Annotated in this window: 22 protein-coding genes, 1 pseudogene and 1 riboswitch; of the genes and pseudogenes, 17 read left to right on the forward strand and 6 right to left on the reverse strand. The window is 43.9% G+C overall.

Going from position 1 to position 26,578, the window contains the following annotated elements; translation table 11 throughout:
- Positions 1–100: 100 nt before the first annotated feature.
- The 5 genes from ACYVIL_RS17010 to ACYVIL_RS17030 all read right to left on the reverse strand — a co-directional run bounded on the left by ACYVIL_RS17010 (position 101) and on the right by ACYVIL_RS17030 (position 5,870).
- On the reverse strand, positions 101–1,456 hold the full coding sequence (locus tag ACYVIL_RS17010) for a sodium:solute symporter family protein (protein WP_460313662.1): 1,356 nt from the start codon (positions 1,454–1,456) through the stop codon (positions 101–103).
- A 4-nt stretch (positions 1,457–1,460) separates the two neighbouring features.
- A complete protein-coding gene (gene fahA, locus ACYVIL_RS17015; protein ID WP_460313664.1) occupies positions 1,461–2,825 on the reverse strand; it encodes a fumarylacetoacetase in 1,365 nt (454 codons plus the stop codon).
- Positions 2,809–3,588 (reverse strand): IclR family transcriptional regulator, encoded by a 780-nt coding sequence (locus ACYVIL_RS17020; RefSeq protein WP_303476699.1) that lies wholly within the window; start codon positions 3,586–3,588, stop codon positions 2,809–2,811. The genes fahA and ACYVIL_RS17020 overlap by 17 nt, the downstream gene beginning before the upstream one ends.
- Positions 3,589–3,845: 257 nt before the next feature.
- Positions 3,846–4,844 (reverse strand): fumarylacetoacetate hydrolase family protein, encoded by a 999-nt coding sequence (locus ACYVIL_RS17025; protein ID WP_303476702.1) that lies wholly within the window; start codon positions 4,842–4,844, stop codon positions 3,846–3,848.
- A 66-nt stretch (positions 4,845–4,910) separates the two neighbouring features.
- Positions 4,911–5,870 carry a 3-hydroxyacyl-CoA dehydrogenase family protein gene (locus ACYVIL_RS17030; protein WP_460313667.1) on the reverse strand — a complete coding sequence of 320 codons (960 nt, stop codon included), beginning with the start codon at positions 5,868–5,870 and terminating at the stop codon, positions 4,911–4,913.
- A gap of 278 nt (positions 5,871–6,148) precedes the next feature.
- On the opposite strand from ACYVIL_RS17030, the gene ACYVIL_RS17035 reads away from it, so the two are divergent.
- Genes ACYVIL_RS17035 through ACYVIL_RS17045 form a run of 3 tightly spaced genes read left to right on the forward strand, consistent with a single transcriptional unit; the run spans position 6,149 to position 11,527 of the window.
- Complete coding sequence (locus tag ACYVIL_RS17035; protein ID WP_460313669.1) at positions 6,149–8,530, forward strand: TonB-dependent receptor; 2,382 nt, start codon at positions 6,149–6,151, stop codon at positions 8,528–8,530.
- 26 nt (positions 8,531–8,556) lie between these two features.
- Positions 8,557–9,969 (forward strand): arylsulfatase B, encoded by a 1,413-nt coding sequence (locus ACYVIL_RS17040; RefSeq protein WP_460313671.1) that lies wholly within the window; start codon positions 8,557–8,559, stop codon positions 9,967–9,969.
- Positions 9,970–9,991: 22 nt separating this feature from the next.
- The gene (locus ACYVIL_RS17045) at positions 9,992–11,527 is read left to right on the forward strand and encodes a methyltransferase domain-containing protein (protein WP_460313673.1); all 1,536 of its coding nucleotides are present in this window, start codon (positions 9,992–9,994) and stop codon (positions 11,525–11,527) included.
- Here the strand turns inward: ACYVIL_RS17045 and ACYVIL_RS17050 are convergent.
- The gene (locus tag ACYVIL_RS17050; protein WP_303476717.1) at positions 11,524–12,309 is read right to left on the reverse strand and encodes an SDR family NAD(P)-dependent oxidoreductase; all 786 of its coding nucleotides are present in this window, start codon (positions 12,307–12,309) and stop codon (positions 11,524–11,526) included. The two genes, ACYVIL_RS17045 and ACYVIL_RS17050, sit on opposite strands and share 4 nt — an antisense overlap.
- 179 nt (positions 12,310–12,488) lie before the next feature.
- Between ACYVIL_RS17050 and ACYVIL_RS17055 the strand changes: the two genes are divergently transcribed.
- From ACYVIL_RS17055 to ACYVIL_RS17120, 14 genes and pseudogenes are all read left to right on the forward strand, one after another.
- Complete coding sequence (locus tag ACYVIL_RS17055; protein ID WP_460313675.1) at positions 12,489–13,301, forward strand: cyclase family protein; 813 nt, start codon at positions 12,489–12,491, stop codon at positions 13,299–13,301.
- Positions 13,302–13,311: 10 nt separating this feature from the next.
- Complete coding sequence (locus ACYVIL_RS17060) at positions 13,312–14,124, forward strand: cyclase family protein (protein WP_303476723.1); 813 nt, start codon at positions 13,312–13,314, stop codon at positions 14,122–14,124.
- The gene (locus tag ACYVIL_RS17065; protein ID WP_303476726.1) at positions 14,111–14,455 is read left to right on the forward strand and encodes a cupin domain-containing protein; all 345 of its coding nucleotides are present in this window, start codon (positions 14,111–14,113) and stop codon (positions 14,453–14,455) included. Before ACYVIL_RS17060 ends, ACYVIL_RS17065 begins: the two co-directional genes overlap by 14 nt.
- A gap of 12 nt (positions 14,456–14,467) precedes the next feature.
- Positions 14,468–15,277: an SDR family NAD(P)-dependent oxidoreductase gene (locus tag ACYVIL_RS17070; protein WP_460313679.1), complete on the forward strand. Its 810-nt coding sequence runs from the start codon at positions 14,468–14,470 to the stop codon at positions 15,275–15,277.
- Between the two features lie 5 nt (positions 15,278–15,282).
- Positions 15,283–16,200 (forward strand): 3-hydroxyacyl-CoA dehydrogenase family protein, encoded by a 918-nt coding sequence (locus tag ACYVIL_RS17075; RefSeq protein ID WP_460313681.1) that lies wholly within the window; start codon positions 15,283–15,285, stop codon positions 16,198–16,200.
- Positions 16,201–16,231: 31 nt separating this feature from the next.
- On the forward strand, positions 16,232–17,062 hold the full coding sequence (locus ACYVIL_RS17080; protein WP_303476733.1) for an enoyl-CoA hydratase/isomerase family protein: 831 nt from the start codon (positions 16,232–16,234) through the stop codon (positions 17,060–17,062).
- Positions 17,063–17,340: 278 nt separating this feature from the next.
- Positions 17,341–17,463, forward strand: a riboswitch (TPP riboswitch).
- Positions 17,464–17,630: 167 nt separating this feature from the next.
- Positions 17,631–19,595: a phosphomethylpyrimidine synthase ThiC gene (gene thiC / locus ACYVIL_RS17085; protein WP_460313683.1), complete on the forward strand. Its 1,965-nt coding sequence runs from the start codon at positions 17,631–17,633 to the stop codon at positions 19,593–19,595.
- 3 nt (positions 19,596–19,598) lie between these two features.
- A complete protein-coding gene (gene thiE / locus ACYVIL_RS17090; protein ID WP_460313685.1) occupies positions 19,599–21,401 on the forward strand; it encodes a thiamine phosphate synthase in 1,803 nt (600 codons plus the stop codon).
- The gene (locus ACYVIL_RS17095) at positions 21,383–22,249 is read left to right on the forward strand and encodes a HesA/MoeB/ThiF family protein (protein WP_460313687.1); all 867 of its coding nucleotides are present in this window, start codon (positions 21,383–21,385) and stop codon (positions 22,247–22,249) included. Before thiE ends, ACYVIL_RS17095 begins: the two co-directional genes overlap by 19 nt.
- Positions 22,246–22,461, forward strand: coding sequence for a sulfur carrier protein ThiS (gene thiS, locus ACYVIL_RS17100; protein WP_303475548.1), 216 nt, complete (start codon positions 22,246–22,248; stop codon positions 22,459–22,461). The genes ACYVIL_RS17095 and thiS overlap by 4 nt, the downstream gene beginning before the upstream one ends.
- A gap of 2 nt (positions 22,462–22,463) precedes the next feature.
- Positions 22,464–23,234, forward strand: a complete 771-nt coding sequence (locus tag ACYVIL_RS17105) for a thiazole synthase (protein ID WP_303475551.1) — start codon at positions 22,464–22,466, stop codon at positions 23,232–23,234.
- Positions 23,221–24,336, forward strand: a complete 1,116-nt coding sequence (gene thiH / locus ACYVIL_RS17110; RefSeq protein ID WP_460313690.1) for a 2-iminoacetate synthase ThiH — start codon at positions 23,221–23,223, stop codon at positions 24,334–24,336. Before ACYVIL_RS17105 ends, thiH begins: the two co-directional genes overlap by 14 nt.
- 189 nt (positions 24,337–24,525) lie before the next feature.
- Positions 24,526–25,341: a sterol desaturase family protein gene (locus ACYVIL_RS17115; RefSeq protein ID WP_460313692.1), complete on the forward strand. Its 816-nt coding sequence runs from the start codon at positions 24,526–24,528 to the stop codon at positions 25,339–25,341.
- Between the two features lie 182 nt (positions 25,342–25,523).
- A pseudogene (locus ACYVIL_RS17120) lies at positions 25,524–26,461 on the forward strand (IS3 family transposase); the annotation flags it as partial.
- Positions 26,462–26,578 lie beyond the last annotated feature (117 nt).

The raw sequence follows: 26,578 nt of genomic DNA on the forward strand, positions 1-26,578 counted from the left end.
ACCGCTGATCAGTTAGCATTAGTCTCGGCATGGTATTGAGTTGTTAGTTTATTTTTGGCGAAACAAATTATAACTCTTTACCATGCCGCTCAAAAACCAATCACGAAAGATCAACAGGCCCTAGTATCTGGGGTAAATTAGTAAAGGACCAAATAGTGTTAACGCACCATACAAAAGCTAATGTGATTGCCGCACCTAAGCTTGAGCGTTTCCAAAATAGACCACTTAGAATCAACCACAACACCGGCATTAGCCAAGCCAGCACCCACCCCACTGAAGCGAGAATTTGTGGCAAGAATGAGCCCACTAAAATCGCCACCAAAGATAATAAAACAATAACAATTCGGGTCACCTTAGCGATCTCTTTTTCAGTGGCGTTTTGACGATAAAATCGTCGATAAATATCATTACTAAAAATAGTAGCCGGCGCTAACGCTGTCATCGCAAACGAAGACAATATTGCTGCCATAAACGAACCAAGTAACAGGATCACCAGCCAATCAGGCAACATATTTACCAACATCGATGTTGCAGCGGTTTTCGGGCCAAGGGCGGCAAATTCAGGAATCGATTTGGCAGTCAGCCCAATGACACAAATAAACACACCAAACATCCCGTTTACTGGTGCTGCAATCCACAGCGCTTTAACAATTGTGCGCTCATCTTTTGCGCTCATACACACCTGCAATAAGGGTTGATTAGCTGGCTGACTAAACACCAAGGCAACAACCAGTCCAAAGGCAAAAGTCCATAGTAAATGTGAGGAACCAAAAACAGATAGAGCCGCTTCATTGCCGCTGCTAACATAAAATTCAGATACGGAACTGAAGTCATTGTTGGGTAGCTGAAAAGCGATAAATATGGTCGCCAGAATAACGGCAATGTACATGATGATGGCATTGGCGACGTTAATCCAACCCACTTCTTTAATCCCAGCTAACACCACATACAAAATGCCTAGTACACCACCAGCAATCGCACTGTATTGCACATCCCACCCCGTCATCGCAGAAAGTAGAATTGCTAGACCTTGGGTCTCAAGCGTTAACACCCCAAAAATTGAACCTGCCATCACGCAGCCAACAACCACTCGAATGCCCGGGTTATAAAGGTCTTCCAGCAATTGAGGAACGGAATTCACTCCCGTGCGACGCATCCACAACCCCGTGGTTAAACGCACCACCACCAGCAGAATAACGTGAGCAATAGAAAACCACAGGGCGGTAGCCCCCATATCCCACGACATTTCGAATATGCCCATAATATGAGGCGTTCCCAAAACCGTCAGAGCCAACGTTGCCGCTATCACGGTAACTCCTAATTGGCGTCCACCGTGGGTAAATTCCGCGTCGTGGGCTACGGTGCTTTTATTTGCTTGTCTGGCAACTAAATAGCCAACGCCACCAATCAAAACAAGTTCGTAAATCAGCACACATAAAATAAGCGACATATTCATAGATTTACACTCCCCCTTGTTGACTAAAATTAGCGGAAGAAAGTGCAGGAGCAATGCGTCCAACAACGGTTCCCAGTCCGATACGCAGGCCATTTTCTGACTCACAAAATCCGCTCAGTTCGATCTCGTCTCCGTCTTCTAAAAACCCTCTGAATTCATTCTCTGGAAGGGCAATCACCTCTTGCCCTCCCCGCGTAATCTCGATTAATGAGCCCGCTTCTTCTGCATTGGGACCAGATTGTGTACCAGAACCTAGCAGGTCGCCGGAATTTAGATTGCAACCGCTTTGAGTGTGGTGACTGATCATTTGATTTATGGTCCAAAATGCATGCTTGAAACTGGTTTGACTGAGTTTTATTGCAGGGATGCCATTTTTCCGCATTTGTGCAGTGCTAATCTGACATGTCATTTGAATATTGATGCCCCCAAAAGCACTATTTTCGTTGCTTTCCAGTGTCACCACTTTCGGTCTGTTAGCATAGTGTGTTGGAGGGACTCGAAATGGAGCCAGGGCTTCCGCCGTTACCACCCAAGGGGAAATACTTGTCATAAAATTCTTAGACAAAAATGGACCTAATGGTTGATACTCCCAGGCTTGGATATCCCGTGCCGACCAGTCATTAAGCATACACACCCCAAAAAAGTGTTCCTCAGCATGTTCAATAGTTACCGCTTCGAAGGCGCGCGTTGGCTGCCCAATGAATATGCCCAACTCAACTTCATAATCAAGTTTAGCTGTCGCCTTTAATTCAGGGGTTTGAGTATCAGGATTTAAACACTGGCCAACGGGACGATAAACCATAGTGCCCGATGGATGAATACTTGATGCTCGGCCATGATAGCCTATGGGTAACCATTGATAATTTGGCAACAATGGATTATCCGGTCGGAATAGTTTTCCAACTGATGTGGCATGATGGATAGAGGTGTAGAAGTCCGTGTAATCCCCAATCTGACAAGGCAGACATAAACTCACATCTGACATAGGCAATAAAGCGCGCCTAATTAGCGGCTCGCAATCAGAGCCAAGGGTTAAGGCCTGTGATAATGATTGCCTAAACTTTTTAGAAACCTCACGCCCCAATGACATAAAACGATTTAATGAAGTATCGGTGAGTGCTTCGAGTCCCACTTCCCCTTGTCCGGTAAATGGACGCTCAGCCCAAAGCCCATGTAAATTGATCACATAGTCGCCAATGGCGACACAGCATTTACGCACCCCGTCGCTATCCTTAAAAACCCCAAACGGCAGATTATGAATAGAAAAAAGAGGATGGCCATTGGCACTATCAAGCCAACTTATCAATGACGGATCATGAGTACCATCCAAAAAGGGATTTTGTTTATTTAATTTAGTATCTGATTCCACGCTTCATCATCTCCGTGCCTATCACAGCGGCTTTCTTTTTTAACTTACTGATTAGTGAAGGCTCTAGCTTTTGGCTAAAGCGAGAGGATGGCGTTAACACCACAATTGCAGCAATGGGCTGACGAATACTATTGAAGATTGGCACTGCGACAGCACATATCCCCAAATGTAATTCTTCTTTGTCGGTGGCATACCCTTGCTTGTTGTATTCAACTAATCGCTCGCGTAATTGTTGTTTGTCGGTGATGGTATTCGGGGTGACTTTCTCAAGCTCCCCTTTCAACAACATATCGACCCGTTCATCATGAATATAGGAAAGAATGGCTTTAGCCCCCGCTGCAGTGTGCAGAGGTAAAACTTCACCCGGCGGAAGAACCACTTTTAATGGCAAATTAGAAGGTGCGGAATACGTTGGCACGGTAGAATTACCTAACCATATTTCCAAAGTAACTGTTTCTTGTAATCCATCACGAAGTTCATCTATATGAGGTCTAGCAAGATGTAAGATCTCGTCAAAATTTACGTCGGCCATGGTCATAGCAAGTTGATAGATGGCTGGTCCTAACCAGTATTTGCCAGTTTCTTTGTTTTTATAGACGAATTCGTGTTCCGCCAATTTCATCAGTAATCGAGAAACCGTAGCTTTATGAATATCCAACTTTCTACCCAGACTTGTTGTACCCACTTCTTGGTTTTCTTTAGCCAGTTCAATCAGAATACGAATTGCTTTGTCTACGGTAGACGATGAGTCACATTCTTTCATAGTGCCCCCTAAAATTAGTTATACCGATATTACTGAGGACACCAAATTCCGCAATAAAGATGTCTCAATATATGAGACAAATAGTTTATATAGTGTATTTAAATTGTGAACACTTTGTAATATAAAATTATATCTTGGTCATCGTTAGGGGTGAATAAGTCACAATAAATTGCCCAAGCACCTAAATAAAAAAGGCCCGTCGCAGGGCTTATTCCGCGACAGGCAAACACACTCTAGGGCTTGTGAAAGTGTTATATTTACTCAGGTGAGCCGACTTGAGAGCGAAGAATTCCAATGCCTTCAACTTCTAATTCAATATTGTCACCGGGCTCTATCCAGCGTTCAAGTTCATCACCACAACCAAAGGCAATGGTGCCAGAACCAATAAAGTCGCCGGGATGTAATGTCTCAGACTTTGATACATGCTCTATGATCTGAGCAAAACTCCAGTACATATCAGAGGTGTTACCCTGCGACCAGGTTTCACCGTTTATGCGAGCTTCCATTTTTAGATTTGCAGGATCAAGTTCATCTGGTGTGACTAAACAAGGTCCCATTACATTTCCCATATCCATATCTTTTCCTTTGGCAGGTCCCAGCAACATGGTAATTTCCTGCTGAAGCACATCTCTTGCACTGATATCGTTAAATATGGTGTATCCCGCAATATATTCAGCTGCGTCCTCAGCACGTATGTTGCGTCCAGTTTTACCAATGTAAATACCAAACTCCAATTCGAAGTCGAGTTTCTTCGTGTAATTGGGCCAAGGGATCACGCTGTTATTACCACATACCGTACTAGTGTTGCCTTTGTAATAAAGTGGTTGCTGATACCAAAGCTCTGGAATAGGCTTACCCGTGCGCTTTTCAAAATTCTTGGCGTGGGTTTCAAAGCTGATGGTATCTCGTATTGAATTTGGTTTTAAAACCGGTGCAAGCAGTGTCACTTGCGACATTAATAACTGCAAAGGTTGATTTTCCGGACCAAACATTGGCTGATTATTCGCATAACGACTTTTTACAAATTCAAAGCCTTTTTTCGCTTCGTCCATGCTGTAAGCGCCGCCTTGTAAAAGTAGTAGCATATCAGCAGGAACCACAGCATCAGCAATTTCTTGGCAGCGTTCAGACCCAGTATGTTGTTTTAAGAAAAACGCGTATGCGAAATTAAGATCAACAACATACTCGTGCAATTGCGCACCTATGCGGTTAATCGGTCCAAAGGGCGAGTCAACAGAAAAAGAAATGAGTTTCACAGGTGTACTCCTTGCAAAATAGTATTTGTCGTCAATAAAAAGTATGCTTTGTTTGCATTCTGGGGGTTAATTGTTTTCAATGAAAAGCTTAAGTTGGCGCAACAAACGTTCGTTATTAACAGCCACTTTTTTCTCACCGCGACCTTGGTCATATTGATACCACCCCTCACCCGACTTTAATCCCAATTCTCCACGCTCAACTTTATCGATGAGTTGTTGAGAGGGTAAATCAGCTTTGCTGAGGGTAGGGAAAATGTTAGCTGACGCTCTCGCTGCGGTATCAAGACCAATCATATCTTCGGCCTCCATAGGGCCTAGGCAAGCAAGCCTAAAACCATAACTGGCCTTTACCGCAGTATCTAAGTCTTCCGGTGACACAACGCCTTGCTCCAGCAAATAATCAATTTCCCGTTCCATAGCACCAGTAAGTCGATTGATAATAAAACCCGGAATTTCTTTTCTAACCAATACCGGCTGTTTACCAATGGCTTTCATTAGGGCAAGGGTAAGATCAATGGTGTGCTGAGAGGTTTGCGAACATTTATGTACTTCTACAGCTGGAATAATATGTGCCGGATTAAGATAATGAAGGCCAATTAAACGGTGTTGAGTCGTCATTTTTGCGCCCACATCTGACACTGTCATACTGCTAGTATTAGTGGCCAAAATAATGTTTTCCGGCAAGCCGTCGAGTTTCTCGAAAAATTGTTGTTTTAGATCGATAAGTTCAGGCAGCACTTCCACAACTACATCACAATACTCCAGGTGTTTAGCCACATCTTCTGTCGCTGTGTAGTTGATCCGTTTTAAAATTTCTACTTTATTCTCAGCAATAAGCCCATGTGTTTGGAACTGCTCCAAGTTACGACTGATGCCGCTTTCACAACGCCCTAAAGCATCTTCCGAAATATCGTATACATCGACTTTTAAACCGGCTTGAGCAAAGCCTTGCGCAATTCCTTGACCCATTACACCAGCACCAATAACGGCTACGCGTTTTATATTTTTTAGTTGTTGAGAGATCATGAATAATATTCCGAATGTTGCTTTATAGTTGTTAAAGTTTCGTTAACAATAGTAAGGCTGAAAAGGATTCAGCAGCAAGGCTGGCGTATCACTATATGAGACACCTTGCAGGAATATGTGCAAATAGCGCCACAGCACGGGACTGAGTTTACTTTCAAAGCGTTTCAATATGTGAAACACATCCATTGACCGGAGAATCGACCATTCGTAACCTAGATTTAACAAATTTATTACATTGATCGTTTCACGAAAATGCGATGGCGCATTGAGGAGTACTTATGAGTAATGATGTACAAAGACGTTTTAAAAGAAACCCCCTAGCACTTGCAGTATGTACGCTTTTGCTAAATCCGGTAGTTGGTAACACTCAACTTTTTGCACAAGAACAACAAAATCTCACGGAAGAAGAAGCCGTTGAACAAATTGTTGTTTTTGCTCGAAAACGCGGTGAGCAAGAAAAAGATGTACCTGTATCACTTACCGCTATGAGTGGAGATGAATTGGCCAAGGCAGGTGTTTCCGATATTACTGGCATGTTTGCATTAATGCCCGGTGTAGAAAACAACGCAGACGGAAGCCGTATCGCAAACAAACCAGCGATTCGCGGCGTAGGTTCCACTGAAAACTCTTCAATTAGAGCCAAGGTCACAACCTTTATAGATGGTATTCCCATCGTCGGCGCACAAGGCATGAGCTCATTTGCAGGCCTACAACAAGTTGAAGTCTTGCGTGGCCCACAAAGTGCAGCATTCGGACGTTCAACCTTTGGTGGTGCAATTAACTATGTTACCCGTGATCCCGATCCCCTCGGTGATTTAGAGTTTGATGTGAGAGCAACCCTAGGTACAGATGATACCAAAAATATCAGTCTATCCCTTATTTCTCCTTTAGTGGAGGATAAGCTGGCGGTAGCGGTAACACTTGAATCAAACAGTTATGGCGGTCCTAGTGAATGGGTCACTACATCTGGCGACCAACTCGGAGCCAAAAAAGATACCCTAGGTTCGGTAAAATTTGTGTATACACCAACTGATAATATCAAAGCGGAATTGATGTATATCAACCAAGAAATCGATGATGGTCATACTGCGGTGTTGTTCGCCAACTTGGATCAATTAGAACCTTACGCTCTAGACAGTGACGGGTTATGTAGCATCAACGGTGGTACAAACTCATGTGTGATCATGGGTGAAATTGACCATATCGAACCTTACTTTGATTACAATTTCGATTCAGCGGCCAATCCAATCTTGGATCCAGGAACGCGAGTTAGCCGCGACCGAATTCAAGGTTCAGTGGAAGTTGAGTTTGACAATGGTATGGCATTAACCGTGTTGGGTGCGGTAACTGATGAAGAGGGCGATACCTGGTTTGATCGAGACTCCTATGACGATCTTCTGCTTATCCATGTTGGCTCTTCTCCAGAAAGCGATGAGAGTTATGCCGAGGTGCGTTTAGCATCGTCAGATGAAGGTGATTTAAATTGGTTAGTGGGTGCATCGTTATATGAATATGATTATTTGAATACCGTTTATGCCAACAGATCCACTGGCGCTGTTATGGATTTATATTCCGAAGGCGCAAGAAATATCGGTTTGTTTTTTAACGTTGGTTATCAATTTACCGACCGTTTAACCGGTTCACTTGAAGGTCGTTATCAATCGGATGAGATCGACAGTGTTTATCCAGAAAATGCCGCTAGAGGCGCTGAAACCGACATTGAATCAAACAGCGATACGAAATCCTTCCAACCTCGTATTGCCCTTAGTTATGAACTAGACAAAAATAATAACGTCTACGCTCAATTTGCTCGCGGTACCAACCCGGCTGGCTTTAATGCCAATGCCCTTGACCCAATATTACTGCAAACCGCTGCCGAAGAAGATTTCGATTTGGACGCATTCCAAACCTATGAAGAAGAAGTAATTGTTAGTTATGAACTTGGTATGAAAGGCTACCTGCCTGATCATGACTTCCGATATTCTTTAGCTCTATACTATTTGGACTGGGAAGGTTATGTACAACCCGCTACAGCTAACTGGACACCTTCTGATGGTATCTTAGCTGATGGAACCACTGCAGATGATTACTACTCTCGATTATTTTTAAATACCGGTGATTTAGACGGCGCAGGAATAGAATTCGAAAGTGAGTGGCAACCCATTGACTATCTAGATATAGGCACCGCCATATCTTACACTGGACTTGAATTTAAAGATGATGCTTGTTCGCCAATTCCGTTAGATTACGGCGTAGCGGCAACGTCCACTGAACCATACAACTGTGCGGCAACCATTGGCGGTAACGCGCCCCCTATGTTATCTCGCTTCACATTCTCATTAAATGCAACCTACACGGTAGAGCTCAATCAAGACTTAGTGTCATACAGTCGTATCGATTATCAATATCGCTCGAAACGTTATGTTGAACAAATAAACACCGATTATTTGCCCGCTTATTCGATGGTTAACCTTCGCAGTGGAATTCAAGCTGACAACTGGTCTGTTGAACTGTATGTTAACAACCTTTTTGATGAAGACTCTCCGGCTGGCGCAGTACGCTTTTTCGATGGCCGCATAGCAGGTATGTATTACAACACCAGTGTTCGACTTCGTGAACCAAGAACCGCTGGTATCAATTTGTCATACAGCTTCTTTTAATTAGCACGCTAGGGGTATTAAGTAACATGAATATAACTAAATCTGTATTACATCTAATGGGTGTACTGATTTTAGCTTGTTGTATTAACGGCTGTGTTAAAACAGAAACTGAATCGGACATTGCGCCACAAGCCAACGCTCAACCGAATATCATATTTATTCTGCTGGACGATTTGGGCTTCGGTGATGTGGGGTATTTGGGCTCGGAAATTAACACACCCAATATTGATGCCCTAGCCGAACAAGGCGTGGTGATTAATCATAGTTATGCTTACCCCATTTGCAGCCCCACTCGGGCTGCACTAATGACCGGTAAAAATCCTTTAGAATTTGGTATTGATGGACCAATGGAAAATGATGCCATGTTACCTGAACACTTGACGACTATGCCTGAAATGTTTCAACAAGCAGGTTATCAAACCTGGATGGTGGGTAAATGGCACTTAGGCATGGCTAAAAAATCAGCCATGCCCCATAACCGAGGATTCGATGATTTTTACGGCTTCTTAGGTGGTTTTGTGGATTTCTATACTCATGTTTATTTTGGTGGCCTTGACTGGCAGCACAATGACACATCACTTAGAGAAGAAGGCCATGCCACCGACTTGTTAGCCAAAAAGGCAATTGAAAAAATACAGAACTATCAAAATGATGCCCCATTTTTTATGTATTTGTCCCTCAATGCCCCCCACACTCCTTTGCAGTACGTACCTGAGCCAATTTACGACTACAGCGCCATTGAATCGGCTGATCGCAGAGTCTTTGCTGATATGACATCACACGTTGACCAGCGCATTGGGGAAGTGTTACAAGCACTTGAGGAAAAAGGCATTGCCGATAATACTCTAGTGGTATTTATGAGTGATAATGGCGGTAACTTACACGCCGGAGCAAGTAATGGCCAACTGTTGAAAGGTAAAGCCAGCGCCTATGAAGGCGGGGTTCGAGTGCCTACAATAGTACGCTGGCCCGCAGGTTTTGCGAAAAAGACAATCGCAGATACGCCTCTATTCACCCAAGATTGGCTGCCCACATTATTAGATGCAGCGAACATCCAATATGATCCCGCTAATTTTAATGGTCAAAGTATGATTTCACTGCTAGAAACGGGAACAGCAAAGAATACCGACAGAACCATAGTGATTGGTACCGCAAAATCAAAAGCGGTCTATCAGTGGCCTTTTAAATTGTTAAATGATGGTGGCGATACCTTGTTATTTAATCTTTTAGAAGATGAGTTTGAACAACATAACTTAGCGGCAATGCACCCAGATATAGTGTCGAAACTGTCGCAACAATTAATGACTAAAAGCGCACAACCGTCCAAAGCGGCGAAAGGGCCACCTCCAGAATCCTTATTTTATGGACCGGATGGCAAATTTGTCTACGATATCCGCAAACCAGAAACCCGAGTGCCTTGGGTGGAAGCAGCCAAATAACAATTAAAATACAGGTGCAGTAATGAACTCAGAATACACTCAAGACGTCGCGTTTAATTCAGATTTTGGTGCATTACAAACACCTGTTCACTTAGCAACAGCCGCCCTTCTATCGGGTTGGGATGCCGCTAAATATAGCGGCCATTTTCGATATCTAGATTTAGCCTGTGGCAACGGGCACACCTTGACACTTCTTGCAGATGCCTATCCTGACGCTGAGTTTGTTGGCTTAGACATCAACCCCGTTCACATTGAACAAGGTCAAACATTAGCTCGTGAAGGGAAGTTAGATAATCTCACCTTTATTTGCACCGATATAGCTGATGCCTCGGCACTGAATTTAACCGGTTTCGATTACTGTACTGCTAGTGGGGTATATTCCTGGCTTGATGAAAACCGCCAAGCTGCATTATTTGATGTTGCCAACCACGCGCTGGCACAAGGTGGCTTATTTTTCCTAGATTATTGTGCCTTGCCAGGTATTACTCAAAACGCAACTTTGTATGGCATGTTACAGCAGTTGTCTAGTGAATATTCCGGCAGCAGTGCTGAAAAACTAAAAGGGGCAAGTCAGTTACTTGCCGAAGTTAAAAGTAATAATGGCCAGTTTTTTCAGCAAAATAGCCAGGCGAACGAACGCTTTGATAGATTACTAGCCAATCCTCCAGAAGATGAAGCTCACGAAGTGCTCAACTTGCAAGCTCGCAGTGTTTGGAGTCGTGACATTATAGCCAAGGCAGAAGATGTCGGCCTTGCATTCGTCGGCAGTGCAGGACTTCATCACAACCTCGAGGAATTTTCAGCCCATTTAGGATTGCCTAAAAATAGTCAACAATTTTCAACGGCAACTCGCCAAATGCTACAAGATATAGCTTGGAATGTGGCACAGCGAAAAGACATTTATTGTAAGGGTTGCAAACCATCGACTACATCGATTTTGCAAAGAGTCGGTGACTGTTATTTTTATTTTGCACCTGGCGCACTTAGTGATGCCGTGATAAAAGGTATTACTGCCCAATTTCCAGCAGCAAGTTTACTCACTCCGAGCATCATATCCTTGCTCAGACAACATAAACATTGCTCCACTATTAATGAATTAGTAGCCCATTTTTGCCAGCAATATCAACAAAAAACTGGCCATGCTTTCTTAGAAAAAGAGAAACTAATCAACCAGTTATTAGCAACCAGAGTGATGTCTTTAGCGAACCCTGTTGAAGCCCCATTGCAACAAGGTAGTCTGTATATGCCTTCAGTTTTAAATCAGACGCTGCTTAAACAAGACATCCACCTAGAACACGGACGCCCTTTGGCCTCGCCGGTTATAGGTACGCGATTACTACTGCCTATAAAAGATAGATTATATTTGTGGGCATTAGTATTTGGTGATGTTGGCTCAGCATGGGATCAAATGAGCGAGTTGCGCAATGCGTTTCACGACGCCAATGGACAACCTATAGATAAACAAATGTTCGTTTCCATTATTACTCAAAGTCAACCCGCGTTTAATCAGCGGGTTGTGCCCGAGCTAGTACGCTTGGGCATTCTTCAATATCGTTAATTACACGAAAATCCGCCATCAATATTAATCACTTCACCGGTCACCAAGTTTGAAGCTGCGGATGCTAAAAACATAAAGATGCCATTGAAGTCTTCAGGCTCCCCTAAGCGACCCAAGGGGATCCGACTTAACACATCGGCCCGCTTATCGGCAGCTTCAGGTTCAAACAACCAGCTAGTTAAAGCCGAACGAAATACCGTAGGAGCGATAGCGTTAACACAAATATCATGTGGCCCTAGTTCCACCGCTAAAGAACGGGTTAACATATTGACCGCCGCTTTTGAGGTTCCATAGGCTGAAGTTCCTGCTGCCGTGGCAAATTGGGCGCGCACCGAAGACACTAAGATGATTTTTCCACCGCGACCTTGTTCGGTCATCACTTTACTGGCTTCCCGTGACACCAACCAGCTTTGTTTAACATTCGCATCCATGACTTTATCAAACTCTGCTGGGCTCATTTCTGCGATGGGTTTGACTACAGCGGTGCCCGAAGCACAGACAAGAATATCTAGGGGGTGCTTTTGTGTTGCATGCTTAATCATGCTTGCTACTGCTTCTTCATTTTCGGGTCTACCAACAAAATAGGAAACATCCACTGAGTATGATTCAAGCTCCTTTGCTAGGGCAGACAGTGTCTCACTATTCGAGCCTGTTAATGTAATGTTTGCACCTGCTGCTGCCAACGCTCTAGCCGCCGCAGATCCCAACGCACCCGTAGCACCAACTACGAGGGCTGACTTGCCATCTAGGCTAAATAAAGATGCTGGTGATATTTGTTGCATAATTGTAACTCCCTTAAGTTTAAAACGGACAATAAATTGCCTTCAACCCAAGTATTCTGCAGTCTAAGGGGAAAAACCATTTAAATTTAAATAGTGTTTCAATAGTTAAGACAACCCTGTCGAAGCGTCCCTTTTCCCGTGCAATACTCTTTTCACACCTTGCAACTGTGGATAACAAAATGACCGTTAAAACAGAACCAAACACTGGCCTTCAATTTGTAGAGTTGAGCCACCCATGGCACCACAACCAACCCGTTTTGCCTGGACACGACGAACTTATCTTATACCGTTCCGTGAACCATGCGAAACACGGTGTGATGAGCCAAAAATTTAAAACTACTTTTCATACATCGACTCATGTTAATGCACCGATACATTTAGTGTCCGGCGCAAAAGGCGTGGGTGAATTACCCCTTGAGACATTTTGGGGAACTGGCGTCGTCCTTTCTATTCCTAAACAAAAATGGGAAAAGATTAGCGCTGCCGATTTAGCCGCATTTGACCAATATATCAATTCTGGCGATATCGTACTAATCAATACAGGATGGCATCACCTTTACGCTGACAGCCAAGCATACTTTGGACATTCTCCAGGTATGACAGAAGATGCCGCACAATGGTTTGTGGATAAAAAAATCAAAATGTTAGGTGTTGATACACCCCAAGTTGACCACCCGCTTGCTACCTCATTGGGACTGCACAGAAACGGCCCAACCATGAAACGCTTAGCGCCAGAATATGAAACTGAAACTGGCCGTAGTGCAACAGAAGACTTCCCAGATTGGATACCCGCTCACAAACTATTGTTACAAAACGGTATTCCAACTATCGAGAATGTGGGTGGCGATCTTGATGCTGTCACCGGTAAACGCACCACATTTCATGCTATGCCCTGGCGCTGGAACGAAGGCGACGCTTGCGTAATTCGTTTAATGGCAATTTCAGATCCAAGTGGGCAATACCGTATCGAATCCGGTACGAATCAGGAATAAGGAGAGCGTAATGTCACAAACAACACAAGGTTTACAGTTTTTTGATTTAAGTAATCGTTGGGGACACGGTATGCCTCAATGGCCGTCTAGCCCTAAAGGAATTGCCATTAGCACCCAACAATTTCATGCCATGAACGGCTGTCAAGTGCTTGAATGGGAGGGCATTATGCACCGCGGCACCCATATGGATGCGCCCATTCATGTTACTGAAAATGCCCCTCATTTAGATGACTTCGAGCCCTGGCGCTTTTTTGGAACGGGCGTTGTTGTGTCTATTCCAAAGGGTAAATGGGGTGTGGTCACACCCGAAGATTTAGAAAAAGCCAGACCACAGATCCGTGAAAACGACATTGTCATAATCAACACCGGCAGCCACAAAAACTTGGGAGATAATGATGAATATTTTCAATATTCCCCAGGCCTTTATAAAGAAGGTGCTGAATGGTTAGTTGAACATAAAATCAAACTATTAGGCATAGATGTGCAGGCGCTAGATCACCCCCTAGGTACCAAGCTGGTTGATCATGGTCCTGGCCCCACTCACCACCACTTATTCAAAGAATATAAAGAAGAAACGGGGCGAGATGTGATGAAAGACTTCCCACACTGGGAACCGTCACACAAAGCTCTGTTAGCCGCTGGGATTCCGGGTATCGAAAACGTTGGTGGAGACATCGATAAAGTCACGGGTAAACGTTGCACTTTCATGGGCTTCCCATGGCGCTGGCCTGGTGGCGATGGCTGTGGAATTCGACTTGTAGCCATTGTAGATCCCGAACAATCATATGTGATCGATAAAGGAGACGATTATGCAAGTAACTAAATTAAGCGATGCAAAAACTTACGAAGCGAAACAGCATTGGGATATGGCAGGTTTACGCTTACAAGGCGCAGATGCCACTGAGATTGAAAAGTTTAGCTGTTGTTTATCTTATTTTTTACCCGGTGGTGGCGCAGAGTGGGCATCTTCTCCAAATGAAAAAGCCTATATCGTACTTGACGGTGAAATCACAATATTAACCAAAGAAGATGGTGTCCAAAAAGAAACCACCCTTGGACATTTAGATTCCTGTTTAATTGAATTCAACGAACTCCGTGCAGTAGAGAATCGCACTAACAAGGTCGCTACGATACTTGTTGTCATTTCCAATTAGGAGCATCACATTATGATTTCTGAAACCTTAAAAAACCCATTGTCGTTGTTTGACGTGAGTAACAAATCTGCATTGATTACGGGTGCATCCGGCGCATTTGGTCGCGCTGTGGCCATCACCTTAGCCTCTCTTGGGGCTAAGTTGACCTTAGTGGCGGGCAACAAAGAAGAATTAGAAGCCGTTGCTGCAGAATGCAGAGAAGTGGGCGGCACTGTGCAAACCCTTAATTTGCGTCCAGACTCATTAGAAGATGCCAGTGCCATGGTCAACGCTGCGGTTAAAACTTATGGTGACCTTGAGTTGATGTTCATCGGCTCAGGTTACAACAAAGCCGGCTTTATTCACGAACAGGACTACGAAGATTGGCAGGCCGTTATGGATGCTAATGTACGAGGTAATTGGTTCATGGCGAAAGCCTACGGCACCTACCGCATCAACAATAACTTAACTGGCGGTAAAGTGGTGATGGTGTCGTCGGTGCGCGGCCGCCACGGCAATATTTCAGGCTACACGGGTTATTGCACCAGCAAAGGCGCTACCGATATGTTAACCAAAGTGCTCGCCACCGAGTGGGGACAGCACGGTATCAACGTCAATTCTATTGCACCCACGGTATTTCGCTCAAAACTCACCGCTTGGATGTTTGACGAAGACAACGAACTAGGACAGGCAACTAAGCAGCGTTCTTTATCACGTTTACCTTTGGGACGCCTTGGCGAACCTGAAGATTTAGTGGGTATGGCGTTATATCTTTTGTCGCCTGCATCAAACTTTTGTACAGGCCAAATTATGTACGTTGATGGCGGCTTTACAGCGGGGTAATGAAAATGGCAGATCAACCTAAGGTTACCGTAATTGGTGCTGGCTTAATGGGACACGGTATCGCTCAGCGCTTTTTAGCCGCGGGCTATCCAGTCAATTTAGTTGATCCCAATTTGCAAGTGCTCGAGCAAGCTGAGCAGCAAATTAGTGATATTTTCACACTGCTTGAACAACCTTATGACAAGGGTGATCTTTTAAGCCTGTACACAGAAATACAACCCGCGGTGGAAGGCGCTAAGTTGGTCATCGAAGCAGGACCAGAAATACTCGATGTAAAAAGAGATATCTTTACCCAACTAGCACGCTTTAGCGGCCCGGAATGCATATTAGCGAGTAATACTTCAGCTATCCCCATTTCGGAGATTGCCAAAGGCATTTCCCATCCACAACGCATTGTAGGGGCCCACTTCTGGAACCCACCACACTTAGTGAGATTGGTTGAAGTGGTGCAAGGAGATGAAACTAGCCTAAGCACCATAGAACAGACCATTGCGCTACTTGATAGTGTGGGCATGAAGTCAGTCCATGTTAAGCGGGATATTCCAGGTTTTATCGGCAATCGTCTGCAACACGCGATGAAACGTGAAGCGATTGCCATGTTAGAAGCAGGCGTCTGTGATGCGCAGACCATTGACGATGTGGTTAAACATGGGTTTGGTCAGCGCTTAGCTGTGCTGGGGCCCCTTGAGCAATCTGACTTAGTGGGACTGGATCTCACCCTGCGCATTCTAACAACCATTTATCCATCACTAGATACCAGTGCAACGCCACAATCCACATTGGTTGAGCGAGTTGAAACTGGACAATTAGGCATGAAGACGGGTGGCGGTTTTCGCCAATGGACGCCTGAAGCCGCAGACGAAGTGCGCAATCGCGTACGTGAACATTTAGTCGCGAAAGCGAAACAAACACTAACTAATTGAGCGAAAATCGCAACCTAACGAGGACAACATAATGGCTATTAATCAATATTATCAAGTACCTAAATTAGAAGAATATAGCGAAAAGTTTAAGGACTTTTTCAAGTTCAAGCGGGAAAATGGCATTCTCGAAGTGAAAATGCACACCAAAAACGGCCCGGTAAAATGGAGCTATCAGTTCCACCATGCCCTTGCAGAACTGTGGACAGTCATCGGTCACGACAAAGAAAACGAAGTATTAATTTTAACGTCGACTGACGATAAGTGGATTAACGAGTGGGATGTTGAATCATTCAAAGAAGTTGAGCAATCACCAGATGATGACAAACGTTTTGATGTGCAAATATACGATACCCTTAAAATTGTTGAGAACTTTATCAATGATTTGGAAATCCCTACCATCGCAGTGATTAACGGTAAAGGGATCCACTGGGAAATGTGTATGATGAGCGACATTACACTGTGTACACCTGATTTCGTATTACAGGATGACCATTACGGCATGGACAGTGGCCATGTACCTGGTGATGGTATGGGTCTTTGTTTACAAGAGATTTTAGGGGTAAAACGTGGCAACTATATGATGCTGACATGTGAAGCCATGGATGCACAAACTTGTTTAGAATTGGGTGCAGTTAACGAAGTGGTTGAACGTGAAAACATTGTAGACCGCGCTTGGGAAATAGCCCGAAATATCATGACCAAAAGTCGTTCGTGCCGCCGTCTTACTCATTACATTTGTGTTCGCCCCTGGAAAGCCGTGGTTGAACGTGATTTCAGAATTCATGTTTTATCTGAAATGTATTCATTCAACATGTCAAAATCTGAGCATGATTTTGAGTATATAAAATACGATGAAGAATAAAGCTTCGTTCTCTTCTCCATCCTTCGACTCTAAAGGGATGATGTAAACTAAAAATGCAAATAAGCTCTCCGTAAAACGAGGGCTTTTTGTATGCTCATTCCTCATTTTCAACTAGAAACCGTCAACACCAGATAGCTCTATAGTCCTTTAAAATGAATAGAAAGGGCTTCGATTTTATCGCTTTATTAGCTTTAATCTAAGCCAACCATTATTCAATCTAAGATAAATTTATTACTCAATAATTCCCTTGTTAAATCTCATTAGTGTGTTTATATTAGTGCCTCTTGTCGGAGTGCTAGCACCATTTAGGTTACTAAGTAGTGTGGGCTGAGACCGTTAATTCGGGATCCGTTGAACCTGATCGGGCTAATACCCGCGAAGGAAACAAGCGTAATGCTGTAACCACTAACGTGCTTTTATTGCTGATTAGTTTTACAGCTTATTTTGCCAATTGGGGTAATCTTCTGAATTGTTAGAAGCAACCTGCCCTTTTCGATAATTGGCGCTTTTCAACACCAAACCTCTCCAGACAAGCAACTTCATTTTTTAACAATATGAGAGATTGCTAATGTCAAATCGTCGTCAAACTCGCGCTAATGCGAAACAATTTATTGATAACTTTACACCCTTTTCTTATCCCAACTCGAACAAAGTGTATGTGCCAGGTGATCTACACGATATTCGTGTTGGTATGCGTGCAATATCCCAGACAGAGACTATTTTAGGTGGCAGTAAAGACGCGCCTATCACCGAACAAAATCCAGATATTTTAGTATACGACTGCACAGGGCCGTATTCTGACCCTGCGGCAAAAATTAATATACACCAAGGTTTAAGTAAGCTTCGCCACAATTGGATTATGCACCGAGGAGACGTCGAACAGCTAGAGCAAGTTAGCTCTGAGTTTAGCCAAGCACGCAGCGGCGATGATGATTTAGAGCATTTGCGATTTAACCGCTCGGTGAACCCACTAAAAGCCAAACCTGGTAAAGCGGTCACCCAAATGCACTATGCAAAAGCGGGGATCATTACTCCAGAAATGGAATATATCGCGATCCGTGAAAATATGGCTAGAGAAGATGTCAGCGATCCTGTGTTATGCCAAAAAGCCCAAGGCAATGCTTTTGGAGCAATGGTCGGAAAACCTATTACCGCCGAATTTGTGCGTGACGAAGTAGCCAGAGGTCGTGCCATTATCCCAGCCAATATTAATCACCCCGAATCCGAACCCATGATCATCGGGCGTAATTTCTTAGTCAAAGTAAACGCTAATATTGGTAACTCTGCGGTCACTTCCTCTATCGAAGAAGAAGTTGAAAAACTAGTGTGGTCAACACGCTGGGGTGCCGACACTGTGATGGATTTGTCCACTGGACGCTATATTCACGAAACCCGCGAATGGATTATCCGCAACTCCCCTGTCCCAATTGGCACAGTTCCCATTTACCAAGCCCTGGAAAAAGTAAATGGCGTTGCAGAAGACCTTACGTGGGAGATATTCCGTGACACTCTCATCGAGCAAGCCGAACAAGGAGTAGACTACTTTACTATTCATGCCGGCGTACTGCTTCGTTACGTGCCCATGACCGCAAAACGGCTCACGGGCATAGTGTCTCGCGGCGGTTCAATTATGGCTAAATGGTGTTTATTCCATCATAAGGAAAGCTTTTTGTATGAACATTTCCAGGAGATTTGCGAACTGTGCGCCGCTTACGACGTATCCCTGTCTTTAGGGGATGGTATGCGCCCGGGCTGTATCGCCGACGCGAATGACGAAGCCCAGTTTGCCGAATTAGAAACCTTGGGAGAGCTAGTCAAAATAGCTTGGCAATATGATGTGCAAACTATCGTTGAAGGCCCTGGCCATATTCCTATGCAATTGATCAAAGAAAATATGGACAAACAATTGCAAATTTGTGCCGAAGCGCCCTTTTACACTCTTGGCCCTCAAACAACGGATATAGCGCCAGGCTACGACCATTTCACCTCAGGCATAGGCGCAGCGATGATAGGTTGGTATGGCGTCGCAATGTTGTGTTATGTCACCCCAAAAGAGCATTTAGGCTTACCCAATAAAGAAGATGTTAAGCAAGGCTTGATAGCCTATAAAATAGCAGCCCATGCGGCTGACGTAGCCAAAGGCCACTTGGGTGCACAAATTCGCGATAATGCATTGTCTAAAGCCCGTTTCGAATTCCGCTGGGAAGACCAATACAACCTTGGCTTAGATCCCGACACCGCCAGACGATATCACGATGAAAGTCTGCCTCAAGAGTCAGCTAAAGTGGCACATTTTTGCTCCATGTGCGGCCCCAAATTCTGCTCCATGAAAATCACCCAAGACGTACGCGAGTATGCCGCGAAGCAAAAAATACAGATCGAACAAGACGCGTCTCGACTGAAATTGAGTAAAGCAGGACTGAATCAACAAGAAATCGACTCAGCAATGGCACAAAAATCAGAAGAATTTAAAGCTCAAGGAGCCCAACTCTATACCCCCATTGACGACCGAGCAGTTACCGAATCTGAATAAATCATGGGTGTCTATGTAAGCTCACCCATAAAGGAAACCATGGGTGTCTATGTAAGCTCACCCATGAAGGAAACCATGGGTGTCTATGTAAGCTCGCCCATGAAGGAAACCATGGGTGTCTATGTAAGCTCGGCCATGAAGGAAATCATGGGTGTCTATTTAACGAAGAACAATGGCGCGAATGTAGCGCAGGCCAAAACTCGCCCCATAGTCTGGTCTATTGCTGGCTCTGACAGTGGCGGTGGAGCGGGCATACAGGCGGATAATTTAACCATTCACGACCTAGGAGGACATGCATGTACGGTAGTGAGCGCCATCACTGCGCAAAACTCACAGCAAGTACAAGGGATTACTGCGACTCCCACTGCAATGCTCATAAAGCAATTAGACTGTCTATTAGATGATATGCCCCCCGCAGCCATCAAAATCGGCATGTTAGCCAATGCCGAGCAAATGCTATGCATCAGTGAATGGCTTGCTAATAGCCTAAAACCTTATGAGCAGGCCAATAATCTACAGATTCCAGTGATTTGGGATCCGGTGATGGTATCCACCAGCGGCCAGTCGTTAACTACCAACAATGAACAAAAGGCGCATTCGGCATATCTGGAATTGGCAAAATCCGTAAGCTTGCTAACCCCTAACAATTATGAATTAGCAACACTACTGGAGTTATGCCATATACCAACCCCCACTCATCAAGATCCACTCACTGATCTTGAAAAGCTTGGCAATCTTCTAAACTGCAACATTCTACTCACAGGTGGAGACTCCCCATTCAGTCCTGAGCAAAACCAAAGGACTCTCAACCAATCGACTCAAAACAGCTTCGCAACCGATTGGTTAGTGGCCAAAAACATAGCATTTACCTCACCTCAGCATCAACATCAGCGAATTGGATTTAGCAGTCCCCGTGTAGTCACCCAGCACAATCATGGAACAGGTTGTACCCTATCTAGCGCCGTAGCCACGGCAATGGCTCTGGGATATCCATTACTGGATGCGATTGTGGTGGCTAAAGCCTATGTTCATCAAGGTTTAACCAATGGGTATCCAGTAGGAGAAGGCCCTGGGGTCCTAGCCCGCAATGCCTGGCCAGAAGACCTTAGGCATTTTCCCATCATCATTCTGCCCAATTACCCTCGGGTAAACCAAGCAGATGACCTTAGTTTTGCAAGGGTCAAACAGCCTTTGCAAGTCTATCCGGTGACCAAATCGGTCAGCATACTCGAACAAGTGCTAAAAGCTGGGGCTCGTACCGTGCAATTGCGCTTGAAAGCCGCAGACAGCACTTATCAGTCTGATCATCAAATTGAACAGGCGATACAAGCAGCGGTCGCACTAGGCAAACAATATCAAGCACAGGTATTTATCAACGATCATTGGCAATTAGCCATGAAACATGATGCATTTGGTGTTCATTTAGGCCAAGAAGATCTGTTGCAGGCGGATTTATCTCAAATTGCAGAAGCTGGTTTAGCACTGGGAATATCGTCCCATGGATATTTTGAATTGCTGTTGGCGCAACAATTGTCTCCCAGTTATTTGGCCATCGGCCATATTTTTTCCACCCCAACCAAATCAATGCCCTCGCAACCCCAAGGGCTGGAAAAATTACAAAGGTATTGCGCGCTACTGGCTGATCGCTTGCCCCTAGTTGCCATTGGCGGCATTGATTACAGCAACCTTGGTGCAGTTAAACAAACACAAGTGGGAGACGTGGCAGTTGTGCGCGCAATCGAAACTGCAATTGATCCCGCAAAAATTTGGCAGGAACTGCAACAAAAATGGCAGACAAAGGTATGACAGAGACATTAAACGACAATCAGTTTATGCAATATTATCGGCAAATATTATTGTCTCAAGTTAGTGAATATGGTCAACAAAAATTGCTCAATCAGCATGTTATTGTCGTTGGTGTGGGTGGCTTGGGTTGTCATGTTACCCAACAATTAACTGCGGCAGGAATCGGACATATTTATTTGCTTGATGACGATTTGGTTGAATTGTCGAACCTGCCCAGACAAATTCTGTTTGATGTAACTTCCATAGGCAAACCCAAAGCGATTTGCGCAGCTGAAAAAGTGATAGCAATGAATAGCGATACTCAAGTACGCTATTTTTGCGAAAAGTTTACTTATTCTTTTGCTGAGGAACTATTGCACACCAATGCGGAACTGCAACAAGCCCATCAAAACGGTCAGTTAATCTTGCTCGACTGTACAGACAACATGCCCACACGGCAGTTAATAAATGCTTGGTGTGCAACTCACTTTATTCCATTGATCAGCGCATCAGTTGCCGCTTTTTCCGGCCAATTGTTGGTAATTGATGGTCAAGTTGCACCTCAAAGTGGTTGCTACCATTGTCTTTTTGGTAGCAATGCAAATCCCCAAGGGTGTGCCAATCTGGGCGTGCTTGGTCCTACCGTTGCGACCATGGCCAGTATGCAAGCACTAACAACGATAAAACACATCTTAAGACTAGACACTGAGCTTAAATACTTACACATTTTTGATGGCTTACAACTCAGTTGGCGACAGTTTGTTCGTCACCGAGATCCAAAGTGTAAAAGTTGTGGACATTGGCCATCCCAATCAGAAAATCAGCTTTCCTCAGCCCATCAAATCAGTCCAAAGAAGGTAAACTTATGATCACCCTATATGTCAATGATCTTCCCGTACACGTCAATAAAAATAGTAATTTACAACAAGTTTTAGCGCTTAGTATCCAATCCCTCAACTTGCAACTAGACAACATTGCAGCAGTACACAATCAACACCTGGTACCCAAAAGTCAGTGGGCAATAAGTGTATGTAATGAAAATGATCAGATTGAAATATTTAGTGCTGTAGCCGGAGGTTAATAATGCTAACCATTGCACAACACCGTTTTTCATCTCGTTTATTTAGTGGCACCGGGAAATTTTCCAGTAGTCAGGTAATGTTAGAAGCCTTGCAAGCTTCAGGAACTGAGTTGGTCACCCTAGCGATGAAACGCCTGGATTTAAAACGTGGAACCGACAATCTGATAGAACCTTTAACCCAAATGGGTGTGAAGTTACTGCCCAACACATCTGGGGCGCGTAATGCAGAAGAAGCAATTTTTGCCGCTCAACTAGCTCGAGAAATGTTACACACCCACTGGATAAAATTGGAAATTCACCCAGATCCTAAGTACTTAATGCCCGATCCAATAGAAACCCTAAAGGCTGCAGAAATCTTAGTTAAAAAAGGTTTTGTAGTGATGCCATATGTACATGCTGATCCCGTGTTATGTCGGCGCTTAGAAGAGATTGGTTGTGCGGCGGTTATGCCCTTAGCCAGCCCCATTGGTAGTAATCAAGGTTTACTGACCAAAACATTTTTACAGATGATTATTGAGCAAGCCCAGGTGCCAGTGGTTATTGATGCGGGGCTAGGTAGCCCATCAGATGCCACAGCCGCAATGGAAATGGGTGCTGATGCAGTTTTGGTCAACACGGCGATCGCTGCAAGCCAACAACCTGTCAGTATAGCCCAGTGTTTTCGCCAAGCCGTTATCACTGGACGCAAGGCCTATCATGCAGGATTAGGACAGGTATCTAAACAAGCCAGCCATACAAGTCCATTAACGGGGTTTTTAAATGAGTTTTGTTGATACCTTTAAGCAATTAGATTTAATCGAATTACAACTATCGTTAAATAGCACTACCTCTGCGGATGTTGAATCTGCTCTGCGCCACCCCAGCGGGGATCTTGATGCATTAATGGCGTTGTTGTCCCCTGCCGCCATCCCATACTTAGAACAAATGGCCCAACAAGCCAGACAAATCAGCTTACAACGGTTTGGCCACAATATTCAGTTATTCGCGCCCATGTACCTGTCTAACCTGTGTGCCAATGAGTGCGATTACTGCGGTTTTACCCTAAGCAATAAAATCAAACGTAAAGTGCTAAACAGCCAAGAAATAGAGCAGGAAATGCAAATTCTTAAAAGCCGTGGTTTCGATTCTCTTCTCTTGGTAACAGGAGAACACGAACGTAAAGTAGGCCTAGACTATTTTGCTCGGGTTTTGCCCCAATGCAAACGCCACTTCAGCCATGTATCTATAGAAGTGCAACCTTTAGAAACCGATCAATACAGACAGCTGGTAAGTCTTGGATTAGATGGCGTAATGTTGTATCAGGAAACTTATCACCCCGTTACTTACGCTAAGCATCACATCCGCGGTAAAAAGTCGGACTTTTTCAATCGTTTAGACAGTCCAGATAGATTAGCTCAGGCAAATGTGGATAAAATTGGTTTAGGAGTATTGCTCGGCTTGGACGACTGGCGAATTGACGCCCTGGTAATGGGACATCATCTGGCCTACTTAGAGAATCGCTATTGGCGCAGTAAATACAGTATATCATTGCCACGGTTAAGGCCTTGCAGTGGCGGTATTGAACCCAAAGTGCCTATTTCTGACACCGGACTCGTACAACTAATCTGTGCATTTCGCCTATTCAATGAAGCCGTGGAAATTAGCTTATCCACCCGTGAAACAAGCCAATTTCGCAATAACCTTATTCCACTGGGTATTACCCATATGAGTGCCGGCAGCTCCACTGAACCTGGTGGCTATGCTCAGCCAGCGAGCCAGCTAGAGCAGTTTGATATCAGTGACGAGCGTTCGGTTAAGGAAGTGGATGAGGCCATAAAGAGTAAAGGATACACCCCGGTGTATAAAGATTGGCAGGGAGACTGGATCATGGATTAAGCAGATAAACGAAAGGCTATTTAGTTCAAACAAGACGACTCTCTTAGAGTTGAATAGGTAACGTTAGGGCTAGAATTGCTATTGAAAATATTCTATACAAGTAGTTATGTTACCTTTAAACAGGTTAAGCTAGAGTCACTTATCTTCTTGAATTGGTAAAAATGACAGCTATATGTTGAGGGATATTTTGTGGTAAATGCTGAATTTATATTGCTATTGTTAAGCCCAGTATTTCTTATTGCTATAGGGGTAGAACTGCGCAAACGTAAACAGAGTTACTCGTTCAAGGAATTTAGCCTGAATTTGGGTTTAGCCTTATCACACCAAGTTGCTGACATTCTTGCAATGCTCGCATTAATGCCGTTGTTTTATTGGTTGCACAAGAATTTCGCCATATTTACCATTGAGTTAAGCCTTGGCTGGGTAATCTTGGCCTTCATCTTACAAGACTTTTTATATTATTGGTTTCATCGCGCTAGCCACCAGTGTAATTGGTTATGGGCCGCCCATGTAGTGCACCATAGTTCCACTAATATGAACTTTTCTACCGCAATGCGCCAAAGCCTTTTTTATCCTATTGTTGGCATGTGGATATTTTGGCTTCCATTGGTTATCTTGGGCTACACGCCCGAATTGGTTTTCGCTGTTGTTGCCCTGAATTTAGCCTTCCAGTTTTTTGTGCACACTGAGCTTGGCCCTGAATTTAAAGCACTAGGCAAAATTTTTAATACCCCAACCCACCACTGCTTACATCACGCCACTAACCCCCAATATATTGATAAAAACTATGCAGGTGTACTTATTATTTGGGACAAAATTTTCGACACATTTATTAGTAGTAATGGTGAAGCACCAGTTTATGGTGTGACTGAGCGAGAATATAAGATTTCATTCTTTGATGTACTACTCACACCTTGGCGGATTCTGATTAGCAATGTCAGGCGGCAAAATAACATTTTTACTGGTATAAAATTGTTATTTAAAAAACCCAGTAAGGTAAATTAGCTAATATCTCAACACACGGAATGTGTGCATTGATGTCGTTTTACTGAGTCCCTTATTATGACAGGGCTATTCAGGCTGGGGCACAATGGGTCAGTATCAACAAAAAAAGCCTCGATGATATCGAGGCTTTTTCAACATTAATGTCCCGTCCTGAAATACGTTGACATAAAGAGGACTTCTTTATGGAAACATCAAGTAATAATAGTATTAGACGCTCACAACGAGATTACACTTTAGGCTTTAAATTAAGTGTGGTTGAGTTAGTAGAAAAAGGCGAATTCACCTACAAACAAGCTCAGAAACACTATGGTATACAAGGAAGAAGTACCGTTTTAGTCTGGCTTAGGAAGCATGGTAAAATGGATTGGTCGAAGCCATTTCAGCATCCACTTATGCCTAAATCAAAAGAAACACCCGCCCAAACCATTAAGCGCTTAGAGCGTGAACTCCAAGATGAAAAAATCAGAAACCAAGTACTTAATGGCATGGTTGATATCATGGACAAAGAATATGGAGCAGGCCTAAGAAAAAAGTACTTATCCGATACGCTTGGCAAGCGAAGCAAAGTAAAGAAGTGAGCTTAGCTGCGACGTGTCGGTTGTTTGGTATGTCTCGACAATCTGTTTATCAATCAGTATCGAGCATAGAAATAAAACGAGCACAATTGAGCCCTATCAAAGATTGGATAATGTATTGGCGTCAATACATGCCGCAACTGGGAGGGCGCAAGCTGTATAAGCTCATCAAACCCAAGCTTGTTGAGCACGGTATCAAATTAGGTAGAGATGGCTTATTTGATTACCTTCGACAGGAAGGTTTACTCGTAAAGCCCAAGAAGAGTTACACCAAAACAACCTTTAGTAAGCATTGGATGAAAAAGCATCCTAACCTAACGAAAGATAAACCACCTTCAAAGCCAGAAGAGGTCTTCGTGAGTGATATCACCTATGTAGAATCAAATGAAGGTACCCATTACTTATCATTAGTCACTGATGCCTTCTCTCGTAAAATAGTCGGTTATCATGTGAGTAATGAAATGAAAGCCACAGATGTGGTTAAAGCGCTCGACATGGCCATACGAAGTAGACGTTACAGCCATGATGTTATTCATCATTCAGACAGTAATAATGTCTTTGCCTTGTTTAATAGTGTAAATCATCCATTAATGTTTCATGCTAGAAACATGGTACAAATAATGTACCGGACTTTCTGACCCTCATTCCGATCGACCGTTTGT

The organism is Aliiglaciecola aliphaticivorans (genome assembly GCF_054782055.1).